16 protein-coding genes are annotated in these 13858 nt (G+C 42.7%); 1 reads left to right on the plus strand and 15 read right to left on the minus strand.

The genetic code is table 11. The annotated features are described in order from the left end of the window. Positions 1 to 233: 233 nt before the first annotated feature. Genes D8804_RS04850 through D8804_RS04865 form a run of 4 tightly spaced genes read right to left on the minus strand, consistent with a single transcriptional unit; the run spans position 234 to position 3400 of the window. Positions 234 to 470, minus strand: coding sequence for an acyl carrier protein (locus D8804_RS04850; RefSeq protein ID WP_125399012.1), 237 nt, complete (start codon positions 468 to 470; stop codon positions 234 to 236). Between the two features lie 4 nt (positions 471 to 474). Beyond that, positions 475 to 1467 carry a phosphate acyltransferase PlsX gene (gene plsX, locus D8804_RS04855; protein ID WP_125399013.1) on the minus strand — a complete coding sequence of 331 codons (993 nt, stop codon included), beginning with the start codon at positions 1465 to 1467 and terminating at the stop codon, positions 475 to 477. Beyond that, positions 1464 to 2234: a DNA repair protein RecO gene (recO, locus tag D8804_RS04860; protein ID WP_125399014.1), complete on the minus strand. Its 771-nt coding sequence runs from the start codon at positions 2232 to 2234 to the stop codon at positions 1464 to 1466. Before recO ends, plsX begins: the two co-directional genes overlap by 4 nt. Then, positions 2231 to 3400: a pyridoxal phosphate-dependent aminotransferase gene (locus D8804_RS04865; protein ID WP_125399015.1), complete on the minus strand. Its 1170-nt coding sequence runs from the start codon at positions 3398 to 3400 to the stop codon at positions 2231 to 2233. The genes recO and D8804_RS04865 overlap by 4 nt, the downstream gene beginning before the upstream one ends. Before the next feature lie 150 nt (positions 3401 to 3550). Between D8804_RS04865 and D8804_RS04870 the strand changes: the two genes are divergently transcribed. Continuing rightward, positions 3551 to 4561 carry a YeiH family protein gene (locus D8804_RS04870; RefSeq protein ID WP_125399016.1) on the plus strand — a complete coding sequence of 337 codons (1011 nt, stop codon included), beginning with the start codon at positions 3551 to 3553 and terminating at the stop codon, positions 4559 to 4561. 26 nt (positions 4562 to 4587) lie between these two features. Here the strand turns inward: D8804_RS04870 and D8804_RS04875 are convergent, their stop codons facing one another. The 11 genes from D8804_RS04875 to D8804_RS04925 all read right to left on the minus strand — a co-directional run bounded on the left by D8804_RS04875 (position 4588) and on the right by D8804_RS04925 (position 13854). After that, positions 4588 to 5025, minus strand: a complete 438-nt coding sequence (locus tag D8804_RS04875) for a CoA-binding protein (RefSeq protein ID WP_125399017.1) — start codon at positions 5023 to 5025, stop codon at positions 4588 to 4590. Between the two features lie 120 nt (positions 5026 to 5145). Beyond that, positions 5146 to 6114, minus strand: coding sequence for a ribose-phosphate diphosphokinase (locus tag D8804_RS04880; protein ID WP_084973380.1), 969 nt, complete (start codon positions 6112 to 6114; stop codon positions 5146 to 5148). Between the two features lie 214 nt (positions 6115 to 6328). Continuing rightward, positions 6329 to 6823: a beta-class carbonic anhydrase gene (locus D8804_RS04885; RefSeq protein WP_185774031.1), complete on the minus strand. Its 495-nt coding sequence runs from the start codon at positions 6821 to 6823 to the stop codon at positions 6329 to 6331. Positions 6824 to 6895: 72 nt separating this feature from the next. Further along, a complete protein-coding gene (gene radA, locus D8804_RS04890) occupies positions 6896 to 8257 on the minus strand; it encodes a DNA repair protein RadA (protein WP_125399019.1) in 1362 nt (453 codons plus the stop codon). Positions 8258 to 8270: 13 nt separating this feature from the next. After that, on the minus strand, positions 8271 to 8786 hold the full coding sequence (locus D8804_RS04895) for a histidine phosphatase family protein (RefSeq protein WP_185774032.1): 516 nt from the start codon (positions 8784 to 8786) through the stop codon (positions 8271 to 8273). Between the two features lies 1 nt (position 8787). Further along, positions 8788 to 9231, minus strand: coding sequence for a dUTP diphosphatase (locus D8804_RS04900; RefSeq protein ID WP_000701981.1), 444 nt, complete (start codon positions 9229 to 9231; stop codon positions 8788 to 8790). A 296-nt stretch (positions 9232 to 9527) separates the two neighbouring features. Further along, positions 9528 to 10424: a GH25 family lysozyme gene (locus tag D8804_RS04905; RefSeq protein WP_260472328.1), complete on the minus strand. Its 897-nt coding sequence runs from the start codon at positions 10422 to 10424 to the stop codon at positions 9528 to 9530. A gap of 4 nt (positions 10425 to 10428) precedes the next feature. After that, the gene (locus tag D8804_RS04910) at positions 10429 to 10761 is read right to left on the minus strand and encodes a phage holin (RefSeq protein WP_125399021.1); all 333 of its coding nucleotides are present in this window, start codon (positions 10759 to 10761) and stop codon (positions 10429 to 10431) included. Further along, entirely contained in the window at positions 10745 to 11158 is a 414-nt protein-coding gene (locus tag D8804_RS04915; protein WP_239665266.1) for a hypothetical protein, read from the minus strand. Before D8804_RS04915 ends, D8804_RS04910 begins: the two co-directional genes overlap by 17 nt. A gap of 38 nt (positions 11159 to 11196) precedes the next feature. Next, positions 11197 to 11802 (minus strand): DUF1366 domain-containing protein, encoded by a 606-nt coding sequence (locus D8804_RS04920; protein ID WP_049493578.1) that lies wholly within the window; start codon positions 11800 to 11802, stop codon positions 11197 to 11199. Positions 11803 to 11811: 9 nt separating this feature from the next. After that, entirely contained in the window at positions 11812 to 13854 is a 2043-nt protein-coding gene (locus D8804_RS04925) for a DUF859 family phage minor structural protein (protein WP_049479250.1), read from the minus strand. Between the last annotated feature and the right edge of the window lie 4 nt (positions 13855 to 13858).

Raw genomic sequence — 13858 nt, forward strand, 5'->3', positions numbered from 1 at the left:
CATCGCGTAGTCTCCTTTCTTTTCTTCTCACCTATCTATTCGAAAAACAATTCGAAAATGAACAACTCATTCATTTTTATTTTAAAAACCACTTGATTAACCATGGATACAAGATTGGCATGTACATAAACGTTCCTCCTTTTTCTTTCTCATCTCTTTATTCGCAATTTCTACTAAAAGTTTCTCTTTTTTCTGCAAACAAAAAAACAACATGACTTGCATGTTGCTTATGGCTATTTTTTACCTTTAATAATCGCTACCACATCCGCTACACTTTGAAGTTGGTCGATTTCCTCATCAGTGATTTCGATACCAAATTCATCTTCTAGTGTCAAGACAAACTCCATCAAGTCCACTGAGTCAGCATCCAAATCGTCTTTCAAACTCAAGGCCTCTGTGACAACAAAGTCTTCTCCCTGTCGCTCTTGGATAATGGCTACAATACGGTCAAAAATTTCTTTTTCTGTCATCTTTTTATTCTCCTGAAAATTCACGCGCAGTCTGGGCAACTACGTCTGTTTCTAGCATGGTACGAATCTGACGAATCGTACTGTACACAGCCTTGGCATCACTTGAGCCATGGGTCTTAACAACAGGTGCTTTGACACCAAACAAGACTGCCCCTCCTACATCTGAATAGTTGAGCTGCTTTTTCAAACCTTTAAGGCTATCCTTGAGAAGGAGAGCACCAAGTTTTGCTCGAAACCCACCACCTGTAATAGCGTTTTTGAGCAGGCCCATGATCCCCATGGCTGTCCCTTCAATGGACTTGAGCACAGCGTTTCCCGTGAAACCATCTGTTACGACAACATCCGCAACGCCATTCATCAGATCACGTGCTTCCACGTTTCCGACAAAGTTCAAACTTTCATCAGCTATTAGCAAGTCGTATGTTTCCTTACGAAGCGGATCTCCCTTGCTGCTTTCTGTTCCGTTGTTGAGCAAACCAATACGTGGTTTTGCAATCCCACGAACATTCTTGGCATAGAAGGAACCTAGGACAGCATATTGATGCAGGTGTTGAGCTGTATTTTCTGCATTGGCTCCAAGGTCTAGCATATCAAACCCTTTACCATCAATGGTCGGCAAGGTCGACATGAGTCCAGGACGATCGATATTCTTGATACGACCCACGATGAAGAATCCTGCTGCCAACAAGGCACCTGTGTTGCCTGCAGATAGGACAGCGTCTGCTTCTCCCTCTTTAACAGCCTTAGCTGCCAATACCATGCTGGCATTTTTCTTCTTACGGATTGCTTTTGTCGGCTCATCATCTGAGTCAATTTTCTCATGCGTATGGATGATGCTAACGCGCTCTGTAGCTGTTAGATATTGCTTGATTTTAGCTTCATCTCCGTAAAGTTGAATCTCAATATCTGAAAAGTCAGCTAGGGCTTGATTGACACCCTCAACGATGGCTTGAGGTGCGTAATCGCCCCCCATAGCATCTACTGCGATTTTTTTCATTTGTCTTCCTCTTTTAGTAATTGTCCCCAGTCTGCTAGGGAATCGATAAATTTCTTTGATTTTAGGTGAATCCCGACGTACTCTTCGTAGAGTTGATCCATAAACTTGCGCAAGTCTTGCTTGATTTCGGACTTGAGCGAAATGGTTTCCAAGGTCTCAAAATCAATAGCTTGAAATTGATTGAGCAGATAAGGGATGTTGGGATTCAGATGGCAACGTTTCTCATCCTCATGATAATGGTCTGGACAGAGGCAGGCTCCATACTTGAAAGAAAAGTCAAAAGCCTGACCAACCCGATGACAAAAGACACACTCATTAAAGTTGAGGCTGATTCCAAATCGAGTCAAGATTTGAATTTCAAAAATATTGGTCAAAACCTGATAATCTATGCCTGCTTCCATCAACTCCAAAGTCTTTTGCAAAAAAGCAAACAAGGGAGCATCCTGCTGATTATCCTGCAAACTAGCATCTGCAAGAGCTACTACGTAGGTCGCATAGGCCATGACAAAGAGGTCACTATTAATCTTGGGAAAGGTCATCACCTCATGATAGTCCTCGATGTAGCTGAGCCCATCATCATTGATTCGCAAGAGAAATCGTGCCAACACCAAGGGCTGAATAACAGGAGCCAGTTTGGACTGACCAGCGTGTTTGACGAAAAACATGCGTTTGCCAGCCTGCTCTGTAAAAATCTTGACTAGCTTGTCATTCTCACGAAAGTTACGATTGTAGAGCACCAAGCCTTGACTTGTGATAGACTGAATCATGCTTCTCTCATGTACTCCTCAAGTCGTTTCATGGCCTCTCTGATCGTTTCCATGCTGGCTGCATAAGACAGACGCACATAGCCTTCTCCGTAACGCCCAAAGGCGGCACCAGGAATAAAGGCCACGGCTTTCTTCTGAGCAAAATCCTTCAAAAAAGCAAAGGAATCTTGATTGTAGCCCGCAGGAATTTTAGCAAAGATATAGAAGGCACCGTCTGGTTTGATAATCTCAAAACCAAGAGCAGTCATCTTTTCGATGATATAATCTCGACGCTGAATGTATTCCCTCTTCATAGGCTCCGCATCGTTTTTACCTGCTGTCAAAGCCTCCACCGCAGCATGTTGAGCCATGGTATTTGCGGCAGTTACCAAGTACTGGTGACTCTTAATCAACTGCGCTGTGAAAGCTGCAGGAGCGAAAATCAGACCCAAGCGCCAACCTGTCATAGCATGCGATTTAGACAAGCCATTGATAATAATAGCCTGGTCTCTCAGCATAGTTCCTAGAGACACATGAGCTTCCCCTGTATAGGTCAATTCTGAGTAAACCTCATCACAGACAACGAAAATCTCATACTTGCGTAAAACTTCTGCCAAGGCTTCCAACTGCTCCCTACTATAGGTAATTCCTGTCGGATTAGCCGGATAGTTGAGAATAACCGCTTTGAGCTTGTCACCTTGCTCCAAAATGGCCTTTTCCAACATCTCAGGAGTCAAGACAAAACCATTTTCAGTCGTGTCAATCTCGACAATCTCTGCCCCAACTAGATTGACAATCGGCTCATATCCTGGATAGGCAGGAGCTGGTAAGAGAACCTTGTCTCCCTCTTCCAAAATAGCTGTCAAAGTAGCAGATAAAGCCTCTGTCGCCCCAATTGTAACCAAGATTTCATTTTCAGGATTATAATCTAGCTGGTATTTTTCTTTTACAAAATCACTGGCTGCCTGGCGCAAGGTCAGTAAACCGCTCATACCTGTATAGTAGGACTGGTTCTGGTCAATGGCTCGCTTGGCTGCCTCCTTGACATGATCTGGCGTTGTAAAGTCAGGCTCTCCCAAGGTCAAACGCAGAACTCCAGGGATCTCTGAAATTGCCTGATCAAACTGACGAATCAAGGACACTTGAATCTTATCTAATTGTTTATTAAAGCGCTTGGTTAAGTCCATAGATACCCCCTTGCTTACAGAACATAGTACTATTATACTACAAAAGCTCCCTGACCGCAAAATCCATCTGAAACCTGTATTTTTCACTTTCTATTTTACTTTTTTTCTCTACAGGACTATAATAATAAGTGCTTATTTTCGGAGGTTTATATGTCATTTTTATCAAAAAATGGAGCAGGAATCTTGGCCTGCCTTCTCATTTCTATCGTATCTTGGTTCCTGGGAGGATTTTTCCCCGTCGTAGGTGCACCTGTCTTTGCAATTTTTGCTGGAATGCTCCTCCACCCTTGGCTCTCACCCTACAAACAACTAGATGCAGGTTTGACCTTTAGTTCCAAGAAATTGCTCCAGTATGCCGTTATCTTACTCGGTTTTGGTCTCAATATCTCGCAAGTCTTCGCGGTCGGGCAATCTTCGCTCCCTGTTATCCTCTCCACCATTTCGATTTCCTTGATTGTCGCCTACCTCTTCCAGCGCTTTTTTGCTTTGGATACTAAACTGGCTACTTTGATTGGAGTGGGGTCCTCGATCTGTGGTGGTTCTGCCATTGCTGCGACAGCACCCGTTATCCATGCCAAGGAAAAAGAAGTTGCCCAAGCCATTTCCGTTATCTTTTTCTTCAATGTCTTAGCGGCGCTTATCTTTCCAACTCTAGGAACCTGGCTTCACCTATCTAATGACGGCTTTGCTCTCTTTGCAGGAACTGCGGTCAATGATACTTCTTCTGTAACGGCCACAGCTAGTGCTTGGGACAGTCTTTACCAGACCAATACCCTCGAGTCTGCAACCATTGTGAAACTCACACGCACCCTTGCCATTATTCCTATCACGCTCTTTCTCTCCTACCGACAAAGTCGCCAGCAAAAAAACAGTCAAGATTTCCAACTAAAAAAAGTCTTCCCACTTTTTATCCTTTATTTCATCCTAGCCTCTCTCTTAACGACTCTTCTCACCTCTCTCGGTGTGTCTAGCAGCTTCTTTACCCCTCTCAAACAACTCTCCAAATTCCTCATTATCATGGCTATGAGTGCCATCGGTCTCAAAACCAATCTGATTGGCATGGTTAGATCCAGTGGCAAATCTATTGTCCTTGGAGCCCTTTGCTGGATTGCCATCATCCTCACCAGTCTAGGCATGCAGGCATTGATTGGTACTTTATAACACAAAAGGTAGCCCATGGCTACCTTTTATTGTTCAAGAATTAAGCGTGTATGTTCTCTCTTGATACAGCGATTCATTACGATGTCGTCGCATCCTCCAGCACGCAAGATTTCTTCCGCTTCTAGGCTTTCAAGTCCCAGTTGTGCCCAAAAAATCTTGGCATCAGCCTTGAGAAAATCACGCGCCACATCTGGCAGAAACTCGCTGCGACGGTAAACATTGACAATATCTACAGGAAAAGGAATCTCAGCTAGATTCGCATAAGCCTTTTCTCCCAAAATTTCACCACCTGCAGCCTTGGGATTAACTGGAATGATTTTATAGCCTCGAGCCTGCATTTCCTTGGTCACTCGATTGCTGGTTGTCTCCTCACGGTCGGACAAGCCCACCACTGCTAACGTTTTACTGGTTGCCAGATACTGACGGACCACTCCATCACTTGGATTGATAAATTCTTGGCTCATAGAAATCCTCCTTTTTCATCAGTATAGCATATTTTGAAAAGGCTTGCAGATTTTGACTACAAAAAATCTCCTAGCAAGAAAAGAAACTTGCTAGGAGTTCTGTCTACTTCAAGTGAAAGATTAAATCTTTTTCTCAATACTAAACAAAGGAGAAAGAGGGCGTTTTTCATGGATACGCACGATGGCATCTCCTAGAAGGTGGGCGATAGAGATTTGTTCAATCTTATCAATCAAACGCTCTTCTGGTAGGTAGATAGTATCCAAAACAACCAATTTCTTAATAGCTGATTTTTGGATATTGTCCATAGCCGGTCCTGAAAGAACTGGGTGAGTACAGCTTGCGTAAACTTCAACAGCACCTGCTTCAGCAAGAGCATCCGCTGCATGGCAAATGGTTCCAGCTGTATCGATCATATCGTCAATCAAGATACAAGTCTTACCTTCTACCTTACCGATAATGTTCATCACTTCGCTGGTATTCATCTTGTCTACACTACGACGTTTGTCAATAATCGCAATCGGAGTTTTCAAAAACTCTGCCAATTTACGAGCACGAGTCACCCCACCATGGTCTGGGCTGACAACCACGTAGTCAGAGCCAACCATGCCACGACGTTCAAAATAGTCCGCAATCAATGGAGCACCCATCAAGTGATCTACAGGAATATCAAAGAATCCCTGAATCTGTGCAGCATGCAAATCAATCGTCAACAAACGATCCACTCCAGCCACTTCCAGCATGTTAGCAACAAGTTTTGAAGTGATTGGCTCACGCGCGCGCGCCTTTCTATCCTGACGTGCATATCCATAGTAAGGCATGACAACGTTGACAGATTCTGCACTGGCACGCTTCAAGGCATCTACCATGATCAAAATTTCGAGCAGATTGTCATTTACAGGTGAGCTCGTTGATTGTAGGATAAAGACGTGTTTTCCACGGATTGATTCTTCAATGTTAACCTGAATCTCCCCATCTGAAAATTGGCGAACACTTGATTTCCCCAACTCTATCCCAATTTCTTGCGCCACACGCTCTGCCAATTCTCTATTAGAAGAAAGGGCAAACAGCTTTAAATCAGAAAAAGACATGATTTCCTCCGGTATTTATGTATCGCTTGTTTTTTACACAACATTTTCCATCTACCATTGTAGCGCTTTTTCCTTTATTTTTCAATCAAAAATAAAACAAGAGTAAACATTTATACCCTTGTTTTATACTATTTTATATTGGCTATATTAAAACTAAAAATCCTACATTTTAACAATCGATTTTATGCTAGGATGAGATTTTTCCAAGACAAAGTTAGTATACTTCTCTCATACTTCCTGTATCCACATCATAGACAGCACCTGAAATAACCACATCATCAGGAATCAGTGGAGATTCTCGAAGTAACTGCATATCCTCTCTCACACTCTCTTCAACATCCTGAAATGGTAAAAAATCTTGATCAGATACATCAACTCCGAGCTCGCGTTTCAAATGTTCATGAAAACTTTCATTTTCAAAGGTCTGAGCACCACAGTCTGTATGGTGCAATACCACGATTTCTCTTGTCCCCATTTGTTGCTGGGAAATCACCAGCGAACGAATCATGTCCTCAGTTACTCGACCACCCGCATTCCGCAAGATATGAGCATCCCCAAGGGCCAAACCTAGAGCTTGCGCAACGTGTAGACGTGAGTCCATACAGGTCACGATAGCTACTCTGGTTTTGGGTTTAAGTGGTAGATTTAACTGCCCATGTAGGGCAACATAAGCCTGATTGGCTTGCATAAACTGTTCAAAATACGACACGATTTCCCCCTTAAAAATTTGATAATCAAATATTTCTCCTATCTTATCATTTTTAAGAGGATTTGTCACGGATTATGCAAAGACCTTTTTCAAAACTTCCTGAATCGTTGTCACACCAATGACCTCAATTTCCTTGGGTGGAGTGATTCCTGTCAAGGAATTCTTGGGTACATAAATCTTGGTAAAGCCCAGTTTTGCCGCTTCATTTATACGTTGTTCGATACGATTCACGCGCCGAATTTCTCCAGTCAAGCCCAATTCTCCCACAAAACATTCCTGAGGATTGGTAGGCTTGTCCTTGTAACTAGAAGCAATAGCCACTGCAACGGCTAAGTCAATGGCAGGCTCATCCAATTTCACACCACCAGCAGATTTGAGATAGGCATCCTGATTTTGCAAGAGAAGCCCTGCACGCTTTTCCAAAACAGCCATAATCAGACTCGCACGATTGAAATCAAGACCTGTCGTCGTACGCTTGGCATTTCCAAACATGGTCGGTGTCACCAAAGCCTGAACCTCCGCCAAAATCGGACGGGTCCCTTCCATGGTCACAACGATTGACGAGCCAGTCGCTCCATCCAAACGCTCTTCTAGGAAAACTTGACTCGGATTGAGCACCTCAACCAATCCGCCCGACTGCATCTCAAAAATCCCAATCTCATTAGTGGAGCCAAAACGGTTTTTGACTGCTCTCAAGATACGAAAGGTATGGTGACGTTCCCCTTCAAAGTAAAGTACCGTATCCACCATATGCTCCAACATACGAGGACCAGCCAGAGTGCCCTCCTTGGTCACATGACCTACGATAAATATGGCAATGTTATTGGTTTTGGCCAGCTGCATAAGTTCAGCCGTCACCTCACGCACTTGAGAAACAGATCCCTGCACCCCTGAAATCTCAGGAGACATAATAGTCTGGATGGAGTCGATAATGAGAAAGTCTGGTTGGATGCGCTCCACCTCAGCTCGAACACTCTGCATATTGGTCTCTGCATAGAGATAAAACTCGCTATCAATATCACCCAAACGCTCTGCTCGTAACTTAATCTGCTGGGCAGACTCCTCCCCACTGACATAGAGAACAGTCCCTACTTGAGACAATTGGGTTGAAACTTGTAGGAGAAGGGTTGATTTCCCGATTCCTGGATCCCCACCGATAAGGACGAGACTCCCTGGTACCACTCCACCTCCAAGTACACGGTTGAATTCCTCCATCTCCGTCTTGGTTCGATTGACATTAATGGAAGTCACCTCAGCCAGTTTCATAGGCTTGGTTTTTTCACCTGTCAAGGACACACGCGCATTCTTGACCTCTGCAACCTCGATTTCTTCTATAAAAGAAGACCAAGACCCACAGTTGGGACAACGTCCTAGATACTTAGGTGAATTATATTCACAATTTTGACACACAAATGTCGCTTTTTTCTTTGCGATAATAAACCTCTTTCTAAATTTCTACCTCACACTCAATCACTTGGCAAAAATCAATCTTCTCGTCTGGTACAAATTGGCGCATGAGCATTCGATGAGCGACAACTAGCACTGTCTGGTAGTCTCGGTACTTTATCATAGTTTCCAAAAAACGCGCCTTCATCTCTTCAGCTGTCTCATATTGAATAGGACTATTAGGAAGCAACTCCCCCTTGTTTTCTAAAAACAGAGTACGTGCTTTTTCAAAATTCTCTATACCTGTTTCATAGACCTGCCATTCATGCAATAAGGGTTCTACTCTCAAAGGAAGATCCGTAGCACGAACCACATAAGATGCAGTTTCTAAAGCCCTAGTTACTGCAGATGAAGCAATCACCTCTGCTGTACTCAGTAGAGGATTTCGACAAAGTTCTTTAGCCTGCAGTCTTCCTTCCTCAGATAAGGGAGCGAGGTCCATCCCAAAACCTGTATAAGAACGGTTTTCTAGTTCACGATAATCCGGTTCTCCATGACGTACAAATATAATTTTCATCTTAGTGCCCTGTCGATCCAAATCCACCAGTCCGCACGCCGTCTGCCTCATCTCCGTCTGCGATTAAAAATGGTGCAAAGACAGCCTGAACCACACGTTCCCCAACTTCAAGAACCACTTCCTGATCAGTAATGTTTTTCATCTGCGCAAAGATATGTCCCTCATTTCCAGGATTTCCATAATAATCCCCATCAATGACCCCAACTGAGTTAATCAAGACCAAGCCCTTCTTACGAGGGTTTGATGAACGATCATAGAGATAGAGCACTTCTGTTGGCTGCATATAAGCCTTGACTCCTGTTGGGACGAGAACAATCTCTCCTGGAGCAATCACAGTGCGTTCCGCAACCTTTAAATCATAACCAGCTGCATGGGCTGTCTCACGCTTAGGGAGCAAATTTTCATCTGTAAAACTCGAAACCAATTCAAAACCACGAATTTTCATATTTTTCTCTTTTCTATTATCATTTATTCTAGGCTATTTTATCTTATTTATTCGAAAAAAGCACGAAAAAAGAGCACACAAACAGTTATAGGCGATACGATAATTTACACTGTTTCACAATACATTGAAATTTAGAGCTTTAAAGCGAGAGCAAAGTTGACTTTTTACATCGTTTTACAGACATTTACGACATTTTTGCCCCTTTTTTGCCCCTTATAAAACAAAAAAAGCCCGCAAGCCTGAGCCTGCGGGTCGTTAAGAAGAAAGATTCTCCTTTCTTTATTTTGTAGTAACAATTAGTCCATCAGGTATTCGCCGTTCTCTTCTTTGAGATGGTATAGTTTGTCCTTGTATTGAACCCAGCCAGTGACCATTGCTCCTGAAGCATCAAGATAGTACCATTTACCATTCACAAGCACCCAACCAACGGCCATTGCGCCGTTTTCTTTGAGGTAGTACCATTTGCCATCATCCTTCAACCAGCGAGAAGCTATTGAATAACCTCTCTCGTTGAAGTAATACCAGATACCATCAATCTTTTCCCACTCTTCTTTTGGATAAGATCCATCGGGGTATTCATACCACCATCCAGTATCATTTCTTTTCCATTTGGGCTTAGCTTCTTCATCATCTAATAAAACAATATTCTTGTCGTACGGATTTGAAGAGTATTGCCACCATCTAATCCCGTCCATGGATGGAAAATATTCAAAATCAGCATTTCCATCATTTAACCCATAGCCAGCGATCCAAAGGCTGTTTGGGAATTTCGCAAGAATCTGCTCATAATAGATATTATTGAGCGTGAATGGCTTGTAGCTGTAATAGATTGGCTCATAGCCATTTTCTTTGAGAATTTCCATAAAGCGAATACAAGCATCTGTGTTTGCCTGTTTATCTCCACTAGCGTGATCTTCGTAGTCAAGACACAAGTATTTTACTTTTTGAGGCACATTGTCAAGGAAGTAGCGTGCCTCTCGCTCAGCTTCTTCGATGTCACCGCCAAACCATGCGAAATGATAAAATCCAATAGGATTGGATTGCTCAAGTTGAGCAGACAGGCAAGGGTTTAGGTAGTTTGTACTCTCTGAAACCTTTATGATGGTATTTTGTGTGCCCATATCAGCCAAAATACCTGTAATATCGTATCCATTGTGGCTAGATACGTCGATGAATAAGTCGTTTTTTTTCACTTGTTTATTTTCCTTTCCATGCATCATTCATTTGCTTGACCGCTGACTCGACAAATGTGTCAAGGTCTTTGTCAGTCATGCTGATGTTATATTTGGCAAGCTCAGCACGGATTTTAGTTCGTGCTTGTTCGAGCTTCTCTTCGCCTTTATATCCAGTTTCAGAAGCGACCTGCTCCACTGCATTGACCGCATTTTTAGCAAGGATTTCAACAATCTTAATAGTCTTTTCTCCACCTTTTTTAATGAGGAAATCCTTAATCGATTTGACTGCGATTCCAGCCAAAATTACAAGAATGCTGATTGCTCCGCTTGCGATAATTTCATTGATTTGTTGCATGTGTGTTTTCCTCCGCAATTTCTAAATTTAAGTATTTGTTAAACAGGGCATCAATACGCCCATTCCCACCTAACTTCTTGTAGCTAGAGTGCATTTTGTGAACGATATCCGATTCATGAACCGTTGTATAACCACGCTTCAGAGCGGCCGTGATGTCACGCTCAAGTCTCAGATACATTGTTGCCAGATGTGCTTCATCATGCACAGCTAACTTGTTGTTGATTTCAGTTATATTTTGCTTGTTCTCCTCACCGATTGCATGAATAGTGCTCAATTCGCCCTTCAGCTCCTTGAATTGTTCCTGGTTGAGGTGACCTGCTTTACTGGCTCTCATCCCAAACCAACCAGTAGCGACAACTCCGATTGTAGGAGCTAGCTGAGTGATCGCATGTATCATTTTCTCAATTATTTCAGACCATGACATAAAATCCCCCTCTAATCAATCCGTGGCATGACCACAGTCAACACACCTTGCTGAAGCATATCAGATAGTGACTGTTCTTTCCAAGTGTAGCCCTCTGTAGCCTGCATCTGGAATTTAAAGATAGTCTTGGTTCCACTCGGCCATTTTGGATTCGTATCAAACGGATAAGGCATAGCCACGATGTCACCATTTGCATAGCGAGTGCTCTTGACAAGTGGCTTAATAAACCCAGCAACCTTGTTGTAAGCATGAGTAGGCATGCCTCCGTTTTGAGAAATAGCCAGAGCGATCAGAACCTCAGTGATAGATGATACCGTGTCAAGATTTTCCTTATTCTCTACGGCCGCTTGCTCTACCTTAGTTGCCATTTCCTTATTTTGCTTGAGCTGCTCATCTACCTTGTTGAATTTTTCGGTTTCTGCTCTGCTTGGGAAATTCTCCTGATAGAGAGCTTCCAAGGCTAACGCAAAAAGCTCAGTATTTGACAAACCGATTTTGTCAGCCGGTAGCAAGATAGGTACGATAGCACCGTTTGAATTAACAAGTGTGACCTTTGTAGCGGATGCTGTTCCGCTTGCGTCAAATTCTTGGGATTTTGTCCCATATTCTAATTTCATACTTCCTCCTTAAATTTTGAATGATACGTTGTCAAAGTTGAGCCATGTAGCGTCAACGTTCCCCTTGACGACTACGTTACCTCCTGGATAAATCCCGACAACGGCAGGGCCATAGTCATTGTTTAAAGCGGTTTTGAATAGCGTTGTGGATGGTCTGAAATTTTCAGGCAAAGTAAAGATAATTGACTCACGGGTAGTCTTTCCGCCTTTACAAGTCCCTTTTAAATAAACAATCCCGTCGAACGTTTTTGAAAACTGCACTTTTTCATACTCAGGATGATGGTTCCATCCATTTTGTAAAACGGCATTTTGCCAAGGTGGGCTCTGAATGTCATCTTTGGTAGCAATCTCTTTCCATTGCGTTGGAGACCATTTATTGGCATTGTTATAGGTTCTAAAGAAAAACCTATTCGATGTTATCCCTGTGAAAAATTGCACGCCTTTCCAACTGTCAAGCCAATAGTTTTGAAATAGTCCCCAATCGTTGCCAGTAGGGTTATCTGCGTACTTTCCATTTCTCCAACCAAACTCAGTTCCTTGCTTACTCCAAATATCATCCCATTGAGCGCTACCTCTACTTAAGCCACCATAAGCATTAGTCAGCTGATACTGCTGAATTGGCTTGTTATTCGAGTAGATATCGCCTAGAACATCTAATGAGCCTGGTTTCCCAAATTCTGCAACCTTACCGATGCCTACACGTCCGTTCTTATCATAGGACATTACTACGCTTTCAGTTGCTACTGTTGTAGAAAATTCAACGTTTGTAAACTTGTCCTCAAGCTTACCAATAATCACAAAGGATTTATTCGATGGATAATTCCCCGCCATGTTAGCAGCTGAATTAGTCAATGTATGAATACTTGTAAAATTACCAGATGCACTCCCATTATCATCCGTGAAATTCTCATTACCTATCTGAGCAACTTTGAAAGTTAAGGACATTACATTCCTTTGCTTTCCTGACTGCATTATAGGGGCTATTCGGGCATTTCTTAACACTTGCAATGTATTTGGATTTCCTCTAGTTCTAAGTGCAGAGAAGCTAAAGGAGGGGGCATAATACTCAATCACGTTGATAGTAATATCTTTAGTATCTGATTGTTTACCCCGACTATCGACAACATAAGCTCGAATGGTTGCCAAACCGCTAAAGTTCATGATACCAAAGCTACCACCGTTTTTAGTTACGACCATTTTTTTATTAACAATTTCAGCTCGATATCCTGTAATAATAGATCCATAGGCGCCAGACGCATTGTTAAAGTTCACTTGTATATCTGAAATGATTTGTAAAAAGTCATTTCCACTCAAAAGCCGTCTTGCGACCGTATTCATGTCAGTTAATGAAAGACCTGTGAAGGTAGGCTTTACACTGTCTGGGATTTTAAAGTACCATCCATTAGAATACACGTCGCTACCGATTTGAGTAGTGCCATTATATGTTCGAACACAGATATCCATTAGCCCCGAACTAGATTTAGGTAAGTGTCGAGCAAGATCTAAAGACGGGGTAAAGGATACACTTGTCCCATGGTTCTTACCTAAATCTATCCAGTCACTTCCAAAAACTCGGTACCAAACTTGGTGAGTGAATGCACTTGCTTTTCTGTCGATTCGTATAGTATGACGAGAGCCTAGATTTCTATCTCCGTCTAGACCAGCAACCGCACTAGAACGAGGCAAGCTGGATAACGTATACTTAGTCGAGATAGTAATATTTCCGTGAACTCCGTTATTCGGGTCAAAAGAAGCCCAAACTGAAAAAGTCTTAGTCCCGTCACTATTATGAGGAACAGTGACTTCTCCACTTGCGAGCGTTACCTCTTCTCCGGACGTATCGTAATCCGGGTGACTGCTATGAACACTTGCGCCATTTAACCAGACAGAAAGGTTACTGATATTTCCATAAGTCCATGTTCTATAAGCTCCATCGCGGTCGATAGTAGCCCGCCACCTTACTTTCGAAGAGTTATTAGTAATGTCCTGACTAACTTGTTCGACGTAAAGGTTCAAATGCAATGGGCCACTAGAATTGATAAATTTAGTCATTTTC

Source organism: Streptococcus oralis, assembly GCF_003944215.1.
GTDB lineage: Bacteria > Bacillota > Bacilli > Lactobacillales > Streptococcaceae > Streptococcus > Streptococcus oralis_BI.

Excerpts from the sequence above, each read along its gene's own strand:
- D8804_RS04850 (WP_125399012.1), bottom strand. The coding sequence starts at position 470 with ATGACAGAAAAAGAAATTTTTGACCGTATTGTAGCCATTATCCAAGAG.
- plsX (WP_125399013.1), bottom strand. The coding sequence starts at position 1,467 with ATGAAAAAAATCGCAGTAGATGCTATGGGGGGCGATTACGCACCTCAA.
- recO (WP_125399014.1), bottom strand. The coding sequence starts at position 2,234 with ATGATTCAGTCTATCACAAGTCAAGGCTTGGTGCTCTACAATCGTAAC.
- D8804_RS04865 (WP_125399015.1), bottom strand. The coding sequence starts at position 3,400 with ATGGACTTAACCAAGCGCTTTAATAAACAATTAGATAAGATTCAAGTG.
- D8804_RS04870 (WP_125399016.1), top strand. The coding sequence starts at position 3,551 with ATGTCATTTTTATCAAAAAATGGAGCAGGAATCTTGGCCTGCCTTCTC.
- D8804_RS04875 (WP_125399017.1), bottom strand. The coding sequence starts at position 5,025 with ATGAGCCAAGAATTTATCAATCCAAGTGATGGAGTGGTCCGTCAGTAT.
- D8804_RS04880 (WP_084973380.1), bottom strand. The coding sequence starts at position 6,114 with ATGTCTTTTTCTGATTTAAAGCTGTTTGCCCTTTCTTCTAATAGAGAA.
- D8804_RS04895 (WP_185774032.1), bottom strand. The coding sequence starts at position 8,786 with ATGAAAATTATATTTGTACGTCATGGAGAACCGGATTATCGTGAACTA.
- D8804_RS04900 (WP_000701981.1), bottom strand. The coding sequence starts at position 9,231 with ATGAAAATTCGTGGTTTTGAATTGGTTTCGAGTTTTACAGATGAAAAT.
- D8804_RS04910 (WP_125399021.1), bottom strand. The coding sequence starts at position 10,761 with ATGCAACAAATCAATGAAATTATCGCAAGCGGAGCAATCAGCATTCTT.
- D8804_RS04915 (WP_239665266.1), bottom strand. The coding sequence starts at position 11,158 with ATGATACATGCGATCACTCAGCTAGCTCCTACAATCGGAGTTGTCGCT.
- D8804_RS04920 (WP_049493578.1), bottom strand. The coding sequence starts at position 11,802 with ATGAAATTAGAATATGGGACAAAATCCCAAGAATTTGACGCAAGCGGA.
- D8804_RS04925 (WP_049479250.1), bottom strand. The coding sequence starts at position 13,854 with ATGACTAAATTTATCAATTCTAGTGGCCCATTGCATTTGAACCTTTAC.